This window comes from Halomonas sp. AOP12-B1-6 (assembly GCF_052379225.1).
Taxonomy (GTDB): domain Bacteria; phylum Pseudomonadota; class Gammaproteobacteria; order Pseudomonadales; family Halomonadaceae; genus Vreelandella; species Vreelandella casei.
In genome coordinates this window covers 661,633-676,530 of sequence record NZ_JBQSYK010000002.1, presented here as the reverse complement: position 1 = coordinate 676,530, position 14,898 = coordinate 661,633, and the positions used below count along the sequence as shown (strand labels likewise).

Sequence of the window (14,898 nt, the reverse complement as noted above, 5' to 3'; positions counted from 1 at the left end):
TCTCTTATTGGCGGTCATTAGACTTTAGTATAGTTTTGTCAGTATAGAGCGTTGCAGCGGTGTTTGTCGCCAACAGTTCAATCAACGTTTAATCAATTTTTTTATGTTACGTCACAGCATTGTCATTCATCCAGGGGCGGAGTGTTCTAAAAAATAGCGCGCTAAACCTCTATGATTAGAACACTAACTTTTCGATACTCACAGTGACTCTAAAAAAAACAGGATCATCCCAATGGATCTCAAGCTGTTGCTGAACTGGCGTCTGCACCTGATGGTGATAGTCACGTCGATGTTTGCTGAGTGGATAGGCATCGTGCGAATTCCGCTTGGGCCTGGAACACTACTGTTATTACCGCTGCTATACGCGTTTGTGATTGGCGTTTTGTTTAATCCTCATCTGTTTTCGGGCATGGGTAAGATTATTCCCAAGCCGGTCAGCAATGCAGCGGGGCCGATCATTTTGATCGCCATCCTGCCGTTCATTGCTAAATTTGGCTCTACCATTGGCCCGGCGATTGATCAGATCATCGCTGCAGGCCCCGCGCTGATACTTCAAGAACTGGGTAATCTGGGCACCATGCTGATAGCGCTGCCCTTTGCGGTACTGGTTCTCAAGATGGGCCGGGAGGCGATTGGTGCGACCTACTCTATCGCTCGTGAACCCAATATTGCCATTATCTCAGACCGTTACGGACTAAGAAGCCCGGAAGGTATCGGCATTATGGGCGTTTACGTGGTGGGAACCATGTTCGGCACGCTCTACTTCGCCTTGCTAGCCGGCTACATCGCCTCGCTGGATATTCTTGATATTCGCGCCTTAGCCATGGCGTGTGGCGTGGGCAGCGGCAGTATGGTGGCAGCATGCTCGGCGGCGTTAGCTGAAGCGGTGCCTGCTTCCAGAGATGAGCTGCTGGCCTTTGCAGGGGCAAGTAACCTGCTGACTTATGCCACTGGCCTGTACGTTTCACTGTTTATCGCACTGCCGGTAACCGAGTGGATGTACAAGCGCCTAAAAGGTTCGCGCCAGGAGGCCCGCCATGAAAACTCATGAAACTAGTGTTGATAGCTTTGACGCTGAAGCGTTAAAAGAGCTGCGCCCTGAAAATCAGCTGGGCAAAACAGCGTTGGTACTAGCGGCGGTGTGTGTGGCTGCCTGGTTTAGCAATGTGGTCAACGGTGCGCCGTTATTAGACGCGCTACCCGGCATGCTGATTCTGTATGTCATGGTCATCATTGGCTTAGTGATGGGGCGGCTTTGTCCCTTCTACCTACCTAGCGTTGCGTGGGTGTCATTGATTAGCATCATTGCAACGCTGCCAGTGTTCCCCGTTAGTGAGTGGATTATCGCGCAGTTAGCCGCAGTGAACTTCCTGGCGGTGGTTACGCCCGTGTTGGCGTATGCAGGGTTGGCGCTGACAGGGCGTGAATTTGCCATGTTCAAGCAAGCCGGTTGGAAGCTGGTGATTGTATCGCTGTTAGTCTTCACCGGTACCTTTATTGGTTCAGCGGTGGTTGCTCACATAATGCTTTAAGGAGAATTAGGATGACAGCCTCAATTCGTTTACCCGACAGCGCAGAATTAAGCGCCTGGCGTCACGATTTTCACCAGCACCCTGAAACCGCTTTTGAAGAGCATCGCACCAGCGCACGTATTGCCGCACTGCTCACCGAGTGGGGCTATGAAGTGACCACGGGGCTCGCGGGCACTGGCGTCGTTGCTGCGCTGGATGGCCAGCGTGGTGACGGCAAAACCATTGGCCTGCGGGCCGATATCGATGCGCTGGACATTCTTGAAGAGACGTCGCTTGCGTACGCCTCTCAAACGCCGGGCAAGATGCACGCCTGCGGCCACGACGGCCACACCACCATGCTGCTGGGTGCCGCCTGGGCATTAAAGCAGCAGCCGGACTTTAAAGGCCGCGTGGTGTTTATTTTCCAGCCTGCCGAAGAAAGCGCCGGCGGTGGGCGCGTGATGGTCGAAGACGGGTTGTTTGAGCGCTTTCCTATGGATGCGGTGTACGGCCTGCACAACTGGCCGGGGCTGCCGGTGGGTGTTGCGGCGGTGCATGATACCGATGTGATGGCGGCCTTTGATATTTTCAGCTTAACGTTGACCGGAAAGGGCTGCCATGCGGCCATGCCACACCTGGGTATCGATACGGTGTTAGCCAGCTGTCAGCTGGTTAGCCAGTTGCAAGGATTAGTGAGCCGCGAAACGCCGCCCAGTCAGTCTGCCGTGTTGAGTATTACCAGCATGCATGCGGGGGATACTTTCAACGTGATTCCGGAGCGGGTGGAGCTGCGCGGCACATTGCGCTGTTTTGATATGGCGCTTAAAGAACACCTTGAAACGCGCTTTAAGCAGGCGATTGCAAGTTCGGCAGAGTTTCACGGCTTAACCGTTGAGCTGGATTACCAGCGCTGCTACCCCGCCACTATCAATACCCCAGAGCATGCCCAGCACTGTGCCACGGTGCTGGAAAACCTGTTAGGTGAAGAAAGCGTGCTGCGTAACCCGCCGCCGAGCATGGCCTCTGAAGATTTCTCGTTTCTGCTCGCCGAAAGGCCGGGGGCTTACATTTGGATGGGCAACGGCGAGTATTCCGCCTCGTTACACAACCCTCACTATGACTTTAACGACGCGCTGCTTCCGCTAGGTACGCGTTACTGGGTAGAGCTGGTACGCGCGCTGCTTGTCTAAAGCAGACGTTAACCGCTAACCGCTCTTTTTAAGCATCTGCGTTATTCGCTCTTCTATGCCCGATGGGTAGGGGAGCGGCTACGCCCAATTTCTACGTTGAGCCTCTTTACGCGGCACATTGCTTAGTAAAGGCGCTTAGGAGTTTTACTATGTTAACCATTACGGTGATTGGCCTGGGGCAGATGGGCGGCAATATAGCGCTCACCCTTAAAGCCGCAGGCTTTACAGTAACGGGCAGCGACGTGTTTGAACCCGCGCGGTCGCGGCTGGCTGAACAAGGGTTGGCCGTTGTAACGCCTGAGGCACTACCCGCCAGCGACGTGTATCTGCTGTCGCTGCCCACGTCCGCTCATGTGCGTGACGTTATCGAGCACTCACCGGGGCTGCTCAAGCTGGCGCCTAAAGGCAGCGTGATTGTCGATACATCCACCAGCGACCCCGTGGTTAGCCGAGAGCTGGCTGAGAAAGTCATTGCTGCGGGCCTTCAATGGTTGGATGCGCCGGTAAGCGGGGGGCCGAAAGGCGCCGCTAGCGGCAAGCTGGGGATGCTCCTCGGGGCCGACACTGCCACCATCGAACGCGTTAATCCGATGCTGGAAGCAATGTCGGCTAAGCGCACCCACGTGGGCGGTCCTGGCTGTGGCCACGTTGTTAAACTCGCGAATAATTACCTGTGTGCTGCGCACTTGCTAACCACCGCTGAGGCGGTGGCCATGGCGACGAAAGCCGGCGTTGCCCCCGCGGCCTGTTTAGCCGGGATTAATAGTGGCTCTGGGCGCAGCGCGGTGAGTGAAGTGAATTTCCCTGAGTGGGTGTTGAGTGAGCGCTTTGACTCCGGGTTTACCACCGGCTTGATGCGTAAAGATTTGCGTTTGGCTCGGGATGCCGCTGAGCAGCTCAATATTCCTCTGGGCCTGCTCAACGCCGTTGTCGATGCTTGGCACGCGAATGCTAATCACCCAACTGATAGCGATGATTTTAACCATATTGCGACGCCCATTTTAGCGCGTGCCACGCAGACGGAGGAAAAGTGATGACCTCACTTAATCAACTTGCCCGTGAACGCCTTGCCGAACTGCTTGAAGGTTTCGGTTTGGCGGCTGACACGCCACTGAGTAATTGGATTGATGGCGGCTTAGTGGCGGGAGACGGCGAGCAAATTACCCTGACTAACCCTGCTACCGGTGAAGCGCTGGTCAGCTATCACGATGCGGGCGCTACGCTGATTGAGCGTGCCACCCAAGCGGCGACGCGTGGGCAGCAGGAATGGATGGCGCTAACCGCCAGCGAACGTGGTCGACGCATGCATGCTGCGCTGCGCGGTCTAGAAGGCCATGAAGAGGCGCTGGCGCAGTTGGAAAGTGTTGTCGCCGGTAAGCCGATCCGCGACTGCCGCGCTGAAGTGGGCAAAGTACGTGAGATGTTTGAATACTATGCGGGCTGGTGCGACAAACAACATGGCGAAGTGATTCCGGTGCCCACCTCGCATCTTAACTACGTGCGTCACGTACCTTATGGCGTGGTAGGGCAAATTACCCCGTGGAACGCGCCGATGTTTACCTGCGCCTGGCAGCTGGCCCCGGCCATTGCGGCGGGCAATGGCGCAGTATTGAAGCCCTCTGAGCTAACGCCCTTTTCATCGGTGGTGATTGCAATGCTGCTCGAAACCGGTGGGCAAGAGCAATCACAAAGGCTGCCTAAAGGCCTGATTAATATTGTTAACGGGCTGGGTAAGACGACCGGCGCGGCGCTAACCGATCACCCCACCATCAGTAAGCTGGTGTTTGTTGGCTCACCTCAGAGCGGGCGCATGATTGCTGAAGCGGGCGCACGGCGCTTAGTGCCCAGCGTGCTAGAGCTTGGCGGGAAGTCGGCCAACATCGTATTTGCCGATGCTAAGCTGGATGAAGCCGTAGCAGGCGCTCAAGCCGCCATTTTTGCCGCCGCTGGGCAGAGCTGCGTGGCGGGCTCGCGGCTATTGATTGAGCGCTCGGTATTTGAGCAGGTCACCACGCGCTTAGCGCGCGCGGCAGAACAGATCGAAGTTGGGCTACCCAGTGAGGAAGCGACTCGAATGGGGCCTCTGCAAAATAGCCGTCAGTTTGATCAGGTTATGCGCATGATTGATGCCGCCGTGGCCGCTGGCGCGCGGTTATTAACGGGCGGTAAGCGTCCAGCGGGATTGCCTGAGGAAGCACAAGGCTACTTCATAGCTCCGACGGTTTTGGTCGACGTAACGCCCGATATGGAAATCGCCCAGCAGGAGGTTTTTGGCCCCGTATTGGTCGCCATGGGCTTTGACGATGAAGCCGAGGCTATTCGCTTAGCCAATGAAACGCGTTTTGGCCTGGCCGGTGCGGTATGGAGCCAGGATGTGGCAAGAGCGCATCGCGTGGCAGGGCAGCTGCGTGCAGGCACGGTGTGGATCAATAGCTACAAAGCGATCAGCGTCATGTCGCCGTTTGGTGGTTTTGGTGATAGCGGCTTTGGCCGGTCAAGCGGCCTGGAGGGACTGCGTGAATATACCGTGCCGCAAAGCGTATGGGTGGAAACTGCGACACAGGCAAGCGTTGCCTTTGGCTATGGAAGCGGTGTTGGTTGATTATTCGCCGAACTAGAGTCTTGAAACGCCTGCATCCAGCGCTGTAAATGGCGCAGCAATAGAATGCTGGCTTTAGGCTGTTGGCGACCCACGCGGGTGACCATGTGCGCGTGGGAGCGCTGAAATAATGGGTTATCGACCGGCTGCGCGACGAGCGTACCTGCTTCTAAATCATGGGCGACGGCGAAGGCTGGCAGTAAAGTGATGCCCATGCCGCTGCGCACATACTGTGCCAACACCACCATTGAATTAGTGTTCATGGCTAGCTGTGGAACAATCCGCGCCTGTTGAAAAGCTTGATCAACCATTTGACGTACGCCGTGGCTGATATCCCACATGGCCATCGGCTGTGCGCTGAGCTGAATAAGTGAGAGCGGCGTGGTTTGTTGGGCTAGAGGGTGATCGGGAGATAAAATAGCCATCAGCGGCTGGGGGCTAGATGCCCAAAAGCGTAGCTGGGGGTGAGTGCGTTCGTGGAACATTAAACCGATATGGCTGTGATTGCCGACCACCGCTTCAATAATACCTGAGGTGCCTGCAATATGGATATCCAGCTGAATGCCTGCATAAAGCTGGGTAAATTCGTGTAGCGGGGACGCTACTAAATCGCTAACAAAACCCTCACCCACCGTGAGTGAAATTTTGCCGGTTTCCATACGCTGATAGGATTCAAGTGAGGCGATAAAGCCTTCATCAAGAGCCCCGCGGCGCTCGCAGTACTCAAGCAGCATTTCACCCACTGGCGTGGGTGAAATGCCGTCACGCTGACGCTCCATGAGGGTCGCCCCCAAGGCTTCTTCCAGCAATGAAATTTGCCGGCTAACTGCCGAGGGAGCAATGTCTAAGCGCGCCGCTGCGCGGCGCACCGAGCCAGACTCCAGGGTAACGCGGAAGTAAACTAAGCGTTGATGAGGTATATCCATCGAGAGCTGTTATACCTCTGCGCTGTTTTTGGCTAAACGCGTTTAGCCAGAACCGTTACCCAATGCCGCTTGATTGGCTCTAAGCCGATAGTGCCTTACTACAGATACTTGAGCAGTTTCTGCAGCTTGTTCATATCAGCAGAGTCGCCGACTAAGCGGACGTTTCCACTCATCATGCCGTCGAGAAAGGCCTGCTGTGTTGGCTTTTTGAGTACTTTCAAGGCGGTAGCTTGATCGCGGAAGCGTAGCTCAAGATCTAAGTCTACGGGTAGCCCTTTACCGGTATGGATGCTTTTCGGCGTCATCCGGTAGTGGCGGGCAATACTTAGATCTTCGGTGGCTATTCCCCAGTCCAAGCCGCGCATGCGCTCTAGCTGCTCACGAAAGCGCGGCTTGCGGCGCAGGGCTCGTTTGAGCATTAAGCCCAGTAGCCACAGCGTCAGCTTGAGCTTCATTAGGAAACGGCGTCCTTCAGTGCTTTACCAGGCTTAAAGGCGACATTTTTGCTGGCTGCAATTTGCAGCGGTGCACCGGTTTGTGGATTCTTGCCGGTACGCGCAGCGCGTTGGCGAACTGTAAAGGTGCCAAAACCAATCAGAGCAACATCTTCACCTTTGGCGACGCTGTTGGTGATTTCATCCAGAATGACATTCAGTACTTGGCCAGCTTTGTCTTTAGACAGGTCGGCACTCTCAGCGATAGCAGCAGCGAGTTCAGGTTTGCGCATAAGGAATCTCCCTTTGATAAAAATCGAACGTATAAAACGAAGGTATGTTATTGGGTGCGTCACCATGACTAGGTTAGCTTAATCTAGCTTAGTCGTGAACGCGGCGAAAATCAGCCTAGCAGCGCAGGTGCTGCTCTGGAAAGCTCCACTTTCCTTCTCACGCAGCCGCCTGTCAACGCAAAACCAATCAAATGCCCGTCTTTATCTTCCGCCAAGGCACTGATATCGCCGCCTTCGCCTTCAATTCTCCAGCGCTCAGGAGGAGATGGAGCCGGGTAGGCAACCACGGGTAATAACGGGGTTTTAACCACTACCGGCCACGCGCCAAAGCTTACGCGGGTGGGGGTGCCGGCCAGGGTGGCCGCAAGGGCTTTGGCGCTTGCTTGCAGCGGCTGTACGTACATGGCATTCACCCCGTCGACGCAGGCTGCATCGCCTAACGCATAAATATTGGGGTGCGATGTGCGCAGGTGGCGATCTACCACAATGCCGCTAGATGACACCGTTAAACCTGCCGCTTCGGCAAGTGCTGTGCGCGGGGCAAGGCCCGTGGCCATCAAAATGATGTCGGTGCTTAGTACGGAGCCGTTATCCAAGTGGAGCGCAATATCATTGGCGTGGCTGAGCGCTATCGATTCAATGGTGCGGCCTAAATAAAGTCGGATACCCGCGTCGCTGAACGCATCGCCTAAGGCGTGACCTAATGGCGGCGGTAACAGACGCGCAAGCAGATTACCTTCGGGGGCAATGATGGACACTGGGTGGCCGCTGGCGTGAAGGTCGTTAGCGAACTCACAGCCGACTAGCCCGGCCCCCACAATGGCTACCCGTGAATGTCCGTGACTTAACGCCTGATGAAAGCGGCGATAGTCGTCCAAATCGTTGACCGTAAAACAGCGTGAAGCAACGCTAGGCTCGCTGCTAAAAGGCATTCGAGGTGCCGCTCCGGTCGCTAACACCAATGTTTCATAGCTCAGCCGCTCTTGCCCTGGCGCATTGCCTAAAAGCACCGCATGGTTATCCACATCCAGTGCGTTGACATGGGTGTGGGTAACTACTCGGGCGTTTAGCTCTTCGCCAAGCTCTGCGGCGCTTCGCTGAGCTAATTTCTCGGGCGCTAACCCTTTACTAAAGCCGGTAGAAAGCAGGGGTTTGCTGTAATCGTCGCCGCTGTCAGCGCTGATCAGCGTGATAGAGCGTGTGTCGCCCTGCCGTCGCAGTGCACGAGCAAGACCTATGCCTGCCATCCCCGTGCCAATAATCACCAGCGCAGCGCGAGACGATAGCGGTGTCGTTGACATTATCTGTGTATATGATGCGGGCATGCAGACATCCAAAAGGTCGCTAAAAGAGTTATTGAAAGAGTTATTGAAAAAGCTGCTGAAACCAAAGCCTGTTAGAGCGTCATGTTACACTAGCTGCTCCCGTTATTGCCCTGGAGAACTCGGTGACATCACCCGCTGGCCGGCAAATGTATCTCTTTCCACGCTGGCGCCCCGTCCATGCGGCGCGCCCCGCGATGAGCTCTCCATGGTGGCAGTGGGTAGCCTCCACCGATTCGTTAACCGCTCGTTTAACAGCCGCAGGCGGTGGCAAGCCTTTTCGGGTGCGTTTACTGCGCCAAGGTGTGGGATGGCCGCTGCCCGATGAAGCCCAGGCGCTGGGGATTGGCCCTAAACGCTATGCATGGCTGCGTGAAGTAGCGCTGTGTTTAGATGAAACGCCGTGGGTGGTCGCGCGCTCAGTAGCGCCGTTGACACAGCTAAAAGGCCAGCGTTTAGATCGTTTGGGCGAGCGTTCGTTAGGCAGCTGGTTATTTCGCCAGCCAGACTTAGTGCGAGGGCCATTAGAGGCGACAACACAACGCCCGCCTTTTGCTAGCCTACATGGGGTCGAGCAGGATTGTAGCTGGGGCCGCCGCTCCGTATTTACGCATGGTGGCCTGTCGTTATTGGTACAAGAGTACTTTTTGCGGGCAATGGCGGATGACCTTGATCTGCCTTCGCGCTAGGCTAGCAGCTGCGTTTTCTTTTTCGTGAGGTAAGCATGGATCGTTCACTGTTGCGGCCGAAGGGATTGGCTCGCGTGGCAGACTTTTTACAGCTGATGCGCTTGGATCGGCCCATAGGCACGTGGCTATTAATGTGGCCCGCTCTTTGGGCGCTATGGATTGCCGCGCAGGGCGTGCCGGGGCGCAATGTGCTGCTTATTTTTGTTGCCGGCGTTTACGCCATGCGTGCCGCAGGCTGCGTGGTGAATGACTATGCCGACCGTCATTTTGATGGGCATGTAAAGCGCACTAAAAATCGTCCTCTAGCCACCGGTCGTATTAGCGAAACCGAGGCCCAGCTGCTGTTTATCGCATTGATCGCGATATCCTTCATTTTGGTGCTGCTGACCAATTGGTTCACGGTGATGCTCTCGCTGGGTGGCGTGCTGCTAGCGATTATTTATCCGTTTATGAAGCGCTATACCAACCTTCCTCAGGTCGTGCTGGGCGCCGCCTTTGCTTGGGCGATCCCCATGGCGTTTGGCGCTGTGCTGGGCTATGTCCCGCTGGAGGCTTGGCTATTGTTTTTTGCTAATGTGGTTTGGACCGTGGCGTACGATACCCAGTACGCCATGGTGGACCGCGACGATGATTTAAAAATCGGTATTAAATCGACAGCCGTGCTGTTTGGTAATGCGGACCGCGTCATTATTGCTTTATTACAAGTGGTGACGTTGCTGCTATTAGCATGGGTAGGGTGGCGAGTGGGTCTAGGCGGTTTTTTCTGGTTAGGACTCGCGGGAATGGCGGCCACTTTTCTGCATCAGCAGCGGTTAATTTTTCACCGTGCCCGAGATGCGTGCTTTCAGGCGTTCCTCAATAATTTTTGGTCAGGTTTGTTTATTTTCGCGGGTATTGCGCTAAGTTGGTGGCCTGTGGCGGGCTAATAATCGCCGCTGTCATGTAACTGTCATCAAGTCATGGTGTTATCGTCATCGATATGTCATTGAGCTATTTTTCATTGAATTAGCTCTCTTTGCACCCCTTGAGGCTCTGGTATGACTGCCAAGACCGTTTTGATTGTCGATGATGAGGCGCCGATCCGCGAGATGATTGCGGTAGCGCTGGAAATGGCTGACTATCGCGTGCTCGAAGCGGATAACGCTCAGGATGCTCATGCTTTGATCGTCGACCACCAGCCTGATTTACTGCTGCTTGATTGGATGATGCCTGGCACCAGCGGTATCGAGCTTGCTAGGCGCTTAAAGCGCGAAGAAGCCACTGCTGAGATTCCCATTATTATGCTGACCGCTAAAGGCGAAGAAGATAATAAGATTCAGGGGCTTGAAGCCGGTGCTGATGACTATATTACCAAGCCTTTTTCGCCTCGCGAGTTGGTGGCACGGCTTAAAGCCGTTTTGCGTCGTGCAACGCCGCGTGGTGTTGAAGATCCCGTAGAGGTTAATGGACTGCTGCTTGATCCGGTGAGTCATCGCGTCAGCTCCGATGGTAAGGCGCTTGAGATAGGCCCAACGGAATATCGTCTGCTGCAGTTCTTTATGACACACCAGGAGCGCGCTTACACACGTAGCCAGCTGCTTGATCAAGTGTGGGGTGGCAACGTGTACGTTGAAGAGCGCACGGTAGATGTACATATTCGCCGGTTGCGTAAAGCGCTAGGCGAAACCCATCAAAATCTGATTCAAACGGTTCGGGGCACCGGTTACCGTTTCTCTTCACGGGTATAAATGTGCGCCTATGGAGCCGTGAACTGTGGCAACTGGCCTGGCTCGCCACGCTGGGGACAAGCATTGGCTGGCTATTGGATGCAGCGGGGCTGGGGCTGGCTTCTGGACTGGCAGTGTATCTGTTTTATCACTTGCGGCAGCTGCGCGCGCTGTATCGATGGCTAACCCTGCAACCCCATGATGAACCACCTGCTGCCCAGGGGATATGGGGCGAACTGTTTGATCGCTTATATCGCTATCAAAAAAGCCAGCGCATTACACAAAGTCGGCTGCGTGCCACTTTGGCGCGTATTCAAGAGTCGTCAGAGGCGATGCGCGATAGCGTCGTTATGCTTGACCGCCACGGAGATTTAGAGTGGTGGAACAGCGCTGCAACCACGATGCTTGGGCTGCAGACGGCCCACGACCGTGGCCAGCACATTACCAATTTACTCCGCGATCCGGGCTTTATAAGCTACTTCAACGCCCGCCACTATAGTGAACCGCTAACGCTAACATCGCCCATTGATGAGCGATGCATTCTGCAGTACCAAATTACCCTGTACGGCGACGATGAGCGGCTAGTGATGGCGCGAGATATCACGCGTCTGCATCGTCTGGAGCAGATGCGCCGCGATTTTGTGGCCAATGTATCCCACGAGCTGCGTACCCCTCTCACCGTGCTTTCTGGCTATTTAGAAACCTATGGCGATCTTGCCGAGCAGCTACCTCCGCGCTTAGGTAAAGGTATTCAGCAAATGCAGGAGCAGACGCAGCGAATGCAGAACCTGGTCAATGACCTATTGCTGCTGTCCCGGTTAGAAATTGACCAAAGTGGTAAGGATCATCAGCCGTTGTCGCTGGGCCCTTTGCTACAGAGTGTTCGTGAGGATGCGCTAGCGCTATCGGATCAGCGGCATACCATCACTATTGCGCTTGACAGCAAGGCACGTCTGCTAGGAAGCGAGCAGGAAATGCGCAGCGCGATTTCTAATCTCGCGTTTAACGCTGTTCGCTACACGCCGCCAGGGAGCCACATCACGTTGCGCTGGAAAGATAACCAAGCTGGCGGAGCCTGTATTGACGTTGAGGACAACGGCGAGGGAATTGATCCTGTGCACATCCCTCGGCTGACCGAACGCTTCTACCGCGTTGATAAAGGGCGTAGCACGACGACGGGCGGTACTGGTTTGGGCTTGGCAATTGTCAAACACGTGCTGCTACGCCATGATGCTCAGCTATTGATTGAATCTCACCCGGGTAAGGGTGCTTTATTCCGCTGTACATTCTCCGCTTCGCGCCTTAGCTAGCCCTAAAATGCCTGCTGCACAATATTTGTAGAAGTGTGCAATATTGGCATGTAAGATTGGTAAAACTTTACTCATGTGTCATTTTTACACACTATTTGGGTGCGCTTTATCGCTAATTAAGATTTATTTCGTAATCTTATTTTTTATAAGTTTTTGATAATTATTGTTTTTATTTTATTATATTAGATTTTGGCATGTCTGCTGCAGCGAATATAAGCAAGTAAGAGAGATGACCGCAGGAATTGCTGGCTGAACTTAGCCTTTCTTTCTTACGTTAAGCGGTTTAAACAGCGATCGGAGGTGGAATATGATGTCCAAGGAATTACTCAAGAAAGCTGGCATTCTAGGTTTAACGTTTGGCTTGATGGCTAGCCCGCTAGCGTTCGCAGAATCTGAGCAAAGTACATCTATTGATCAGAACCAAGATATTACTGCGGATGACGAGGCGATGGATCCGCAGGGTACTCACACGGATACCGCCAGTGAGCAAAATCAGCACGATTTAACGCATGATGTTGGTGATGACGCCAGCGATATGGATCCAAACTCTACTAGTAATTCAGATGATGCTAATTTTGATAGCACAGAAGAGTTGCCTGAAGAAAATAGCGGTATGTAATGACCGCACTGAAAGATAGTACTGAGAGCCTGTAAAGACTCTGCTATAGGGATGTTTTTAGATTCAAGGATGAATCAATAGGAAATCAAAACGTTAGTGAGGGTAACATCCACGGTTGGAGTCCCGCACAAGGAATGGAAGCTAGCGTTAGCATTACCTATCTGCAAGCTAGACATTAAGCCTCACCTCCGGTGGGGCTTAATTTTTTGCTGTCTGCTGTTTTTTTACTGCCCTTAGCTTTTTTCAATGTTGCTCGTTAAATATGGTTAACTGACTGCGCGCCTCTTTAGCGATATCGATCATCCCTATATTTTTTCAACTCAGCAACGCTGCTTTTTTCTAGCTGTGTGTCAAAAAGGCACATGCAAACTTGCGCATGTGACATTTGTGCACAGTTATTTAGCGTGGTTATTGTTTTTGCGTCATATTATTGTGCGCAATGTATGTGTTATATGCTATTGATTAATAGTATTTTTTATAATCTATATTAGTTGTGGCATTCTTTATGCTTACTAAGGGTAAGGAAGATGATTAAGTTAAAAAGTTTGCCATGAAGGCGCTTCTTCTTCCACGCCAGCGGTATAAACAGTTTCAGGAGTGTCAAAATGTTAAATATTTTTGTTAAAAAAGCAGCTTTAGTGGGTATTTCACTAACGTTATTGGCTAGCCCCTTTGCATTTGCAAATTTTTCAATTAATGCGAACCAAGATCGCGCAGTTGATATTGAGCCCATTCAGGCCCAGTCAGAGCGCACAGTAGGCCAGGCTGACGTTAGCCCATCCGACTTAATGTATGATGAAGGCGACTATCCTGCGGTTATAAAGGCTGAGTCAACGAATGCCAGCGTTGATGTTGATTTTACGGCTAAAGACTTAACGCATGACGAAGGCGATGGACAGGTTTGGTAAGCGATTTGCAATCGTAGAGTTATATGACGCCTTTGACCCCGCCTATGCGGGGTCTAGTTTTTTGTATCCAATATTATTTTAAATAAAGATATGATTTTTCAGCTGTTTTAAATATTTTTATTTTTTTGGCATCCAGTATGCACTCCTAACACGTACAATTAGTTGAAAACCATAGCCGCTGTGAAGTAATGCGATAACGGTTACTTTTACTACTCGTTAGCGGTACGTAGCAGTAATGAGGAGAACGCCATGTTATTGAAAAAATTAAGCAAAAAAGTCGCCATTGTAGGTATTTCTTTCGGTTTGGTTGCTAGCCCGTTGGCAATGGCTCACCCATCCATCGAGTTGAATAAAGATCGCGCAGTTGGTCAGGACGTCATCGATAAGCCACAGTCTCAAATGTCTGATGATTCTCAAGTATCTCCACGTGATCTAACGCGTGATGACGGTGATAGCCTTGATTTCTCGCCGTCTAGCAGTGCTGCTGATTCTGGCAAAAGCGCGCGCCGTGGTACTCAATACAGCCCGCAAGATCTGACCCGTGATGTAGGCGATAGCACTGACTGGTAGCCACTAGCAGTACGGTGACCGCTAGCGCCCATAGGCCCCGCTTCTGCGGGGCCTATGCGTTTAACTTGGCGTAATATCTCGAACGCCCCGATAGTGTTCGTCCCACATCAGTACGGCACCCGCCACCGCGCCTGGAATCAGAAATAAATTGGCCAGCGGAATCCAGGTAATCAGCGTAATTAATCCGCCATAGGTCAGGCTTTGCCACCAGCGCTTCGCAAGGCGATGGCGCATATCTTTAAAGGTTACCTTGTTGTTATCCATCGGATAATCCAGATAGGTTATCGCCATGACCCACGCTGAGAATAGTGCCCAGAGTAGTGGCGCAACCAAATTCAGGCCAGGAATCCAGCTGATGATAAACAGACCGATCGCGCGGGGTAAGATATAGGCGAGTTTTACAAACTCTCGACCCACCGCATCGATAGCCGTTTGGGTAAGATTGCGGTCATCAAGGGGTTCGCGCCCGGTTGCCTGTATTTCAACTTTAGCGGCCAAAAAACCGTAAAAAGGCGCGGCAATGAAGCTGGTAATGAGCGTAAATGTAAAAAACACGACGACGATTAGGCTAATCACAAACAGCGGCCAAATAAGCCACGACAGCCATTCAAGCCAGGTGGGCACCATGTCCATCCAATGCGCCAGCCAGCCATCAAAGCGTGAGAGCACAAAGCTGAGCATACTGATGTAGACGATGAGGTTGATTAGAATGGGCAAGAAAATATAACGCCGCATACCCGGCTGATAAACACAGCGTGTACCTCGGCTAAGGGCAGTGACAGCATCCAGCATTAGGTGGCTCCTCATGATTCAAACGTCCA

17 protein-coding genes are annotated in these 14,898 nt (G+C 53.0%); 12 read left to right on the top strand and 5 right to left on the bottom strand.

Annotation, left to right across the window (positions count from 1 at the left end):
• The first annotated feature begins 232 nt into the window (after nucleotides 1-232).
• The 5 genes from ACT3TR_RS08450 to ACT3TR_RS08430 all read left to right on the top strand — a co-directional run bounded on the left by ACT3TR_RS08450 (nucleotide 233) and on the right by ACT3TR_RS08430 (nucleotide 5,303).
• Complete coding sequence (locus ACT3TR_RS08450) at nucleotides 233-1,051, top strand: DUF3100 domain-containing protein (protein WP_096276867.1); 819 nt, start codon at nucleotides 233-235, stop codon at nucleotides 1,049-1,051.
• On the top strand, nucleotides 1,038-1,532 hold the full coding sequence (locus ACT3TR_RS08445; RefSeq protein ID WP_096276869.1) for a hypothetical protein: 495 nt from the start codon (nucleotides 1,038-1,040) through the stop codon (nucleotides 1,530-1,532). The genes ACT3TR_RS08450 and ACT3TR_RS08445 overlap by 14 nt, the downstream gene beginning before the upstream one ends.
• An 11-nt stretch (nucleotides 1,533-1,543) precedes the next feature.
• Entirely contained in the window at nucleotides 1,544-2,701 is a 1,158-nt protein-coding gene (locus ACT3TR_RS08440; protein ID WP_444624837.1) for a M20 aminoacylase family protein, read from the top strand.
• Nucleotides 2,702-2,850: 149 nt separating this feature from the next.
• Nucleotides 2,851-3,735 (top strand): NAD(P)-dependent oxidoreductase, encoded by an 885-nt coding sequence (locus ACT3TR_RS08435; RefSeq protein ID WP_444624838.1) that lies wholly within the window; start codon nucleotides 2,851-2,853, stop codon nucleotides 3,733-3,735.
• Nucleotides 3,735-5,303, top strand: coding sequence for an aldehyde dehydrogenase family protein (locus tag ACT3TR_RS08430; protein ID WP_444624839.1), 1,569 nt, complete (start codon nucleotides 3,735-3,737; stop codon nucleotides 5,301-5,303). The genes ACT3TR_RS08435 and ACT3TR_RS08430 overlap by 1 nt, the downstream gene beginning before the upstream one ends.
• Here ACT3TR_RS08430 and ACT3TR_RS08425 read toward each other — a convergent pair.
• From ACT3TR_RS08425 to ACT3TR_RS08410, 4 genes are all read right to left on the bottom strand, one after another.
• Entirely contained in the window at nucleotides 5,282-6,226 is a 945-nt protein-coding gene (locus ACT3TR_RS08425) for a LysR family transcriptional regulator (protein ID WP_096276876.1), read from the bottom strand. The genes ACT3TR_RS08430 and ACT3TR_RS08425 overlap by 22 nt on opposite strands.
• Before the next feature lie 98 nt (nucleotides 6,227-6,324).
• On the bottom strand, nucleotides 6,325-6,681 hold the full coding sequence (locus ACT3TR_RS08420; RefSeq protein WP_441684976.1) for a hypothetical protein: 357 nt from the start codon (nucleotides 6,679-6,681) through the stop codon (nucleotides 6,325-6,327).
• Nucleotides 6,681-6,953, bottom strand: a complete 273-nt coding sequence (locus ACT3TR_RS08415) for an HU family DNA-binding protein (RefSeq protein ID WP_096276881.1) — start codon at nucleotides 6,951-6,953, stop codon at nucleotides 6,681-6,683. Before ACT3TR_RS08415 ends, ACT3TR_RS08420 begins: the two co-directional genes overlap by 1 nt.
• Nucleotides 6,954-7,063: 110 nt before the next feature.
• Entirely contained in the window at nucleotides 7,064-8,278 is a 1,215-nt protein-coding gene (locus ACT3TR_RS08410) for an NAD(P)/FAD-dependent oxidoreductase (RefSeq protein WP_444624840.1), read from the bottom strand.
• A 146-nt stretch (nucleotides 8,279-8,424) separates the two neighbouring features.
• Between ACT3TR_RS08410 and ACT3TR_RS08405 the strand changes: the two genes are divergently transcribed.
• The 7 genes from ACT3TR_RS08405 to ACT3TR_RS08375 all read left to right on the top strand — a co-directional run bounded on the left by ACT3TR_RS08405 (nucleotide 8,425) and on the right by ACT3TR_RS08375 (nucleotide 14,077).
• Nucleotides 8,425-8,964 carry a chorismate--pyruvate lyase family protein gene (locus ACT3TR_RS08405; RefSeq protein ID WP_225734402.1) on the top strand — a complete coding sequence of 180 codons (540 nt, stop codon included), beginning with the start codon at nucleotides 8,425-8,427 and terminating at the stop codon, nucleotides 8,962-8,964.
• Nucleotides 8,965-8,999: 35 nt separating this feature from the next.
• Nucleotides 9,000-9,890, top strand: a complete 891-nt coding sequence (gene ubiA, locus ACT3TR_RS08400) for a 4-hydroxybenzoate octaprenyltransferase (RefSeq protein ID WP_096276887.1) — start codon at nucleotides 9,000-9,002, stop codon at nucleotides 9,888-9,890.
• Nucleotides 9,891-10,001: 111 nt separating this feature from the next.
• The gene (gene phoB, locus ACT3TR_RS08395) at nucleotides 10,002-10,691 is read left to right on the top strand and encodes a phosphate regulon transcriptional regulator PhoB (RefSeq protein WP_444624841.1); all 690 of its coding nucleotides are present in this window, start codon (nucleotides 10,002-10,004) and stop codon (nucleotides 10,689-10,691) included.
• A 2-nt stretch (nucleotides 10,692-10,693) separates the two neighbouring features.
• Nucleotides 10,694-11,980: a phosphate regulon sensor histidine kinase PhoR gene (gene phoR, locus ACT3TR_RS08390; RefSeq protein ID WP_444624842.1), complete on the top strand. Its 1,287-nt coding sequence runs from the start codon at nucleotides 10,694-10,696 to the stop codon at nucleotides 11,978-11,980.
• Between the two features lie 307 nt (nucleotides 11,981-12,287).
• Nucleotides 12,288-12,599, top strand: a complete 312-nt coding sequence (locus ACT3TR_RS08385; protein WP_407647785.1) for a hypothetical protein — start codon at nucleotides 12,288-12,290, stop codon at nucleotides 12,597-12,599.
• Nucleotides 12,600-13,204: 605 nt separating this feature from the next.
• Nucleotides 13,205-13,507, top strand: coding sequence for a hypothetical protein (locus tag ACT3TR_RS08380; RefSeq protein WP_096276893.1), 303 nt, complete (start codon nucleotides 13,205-13,207; stop codon nucleotides 13,505-13,507).
• Nucleotides 13,508-13,756: 249 nt separating this feature from the next.
• On the top strand, nucleotides 13,757-14,077 hold the full coding sequence (locus ACT3TR_RS08375) for a hypothetical protein (protein WP_096276895.1): 321 nt from the start codon (nucleotides 13,757-13,759) through the stop codon (nucleotides 14,075-14,077).
• Nucleotides 14,078-14,137: 60 nt separating this feature from the next.
• On the opposite strand, the gene cysZ is transcribed toward ACT3TR_RS08375, so the two are convergent.
• Complete coding sequence (gene cysZ, locus ACT3TR_RS08370) at nucleotides 14,138-14,869, bottom strand: sulfate transporter CysZ (RefSeq protein WP_096276897.1); 732 nt, start codon at nucleotides 14,867-14,869, stop codon at nucleotides 14,138-14,140.
• Nucleotides 14,870-14,898: the final 29 nt, after the last annotated feature.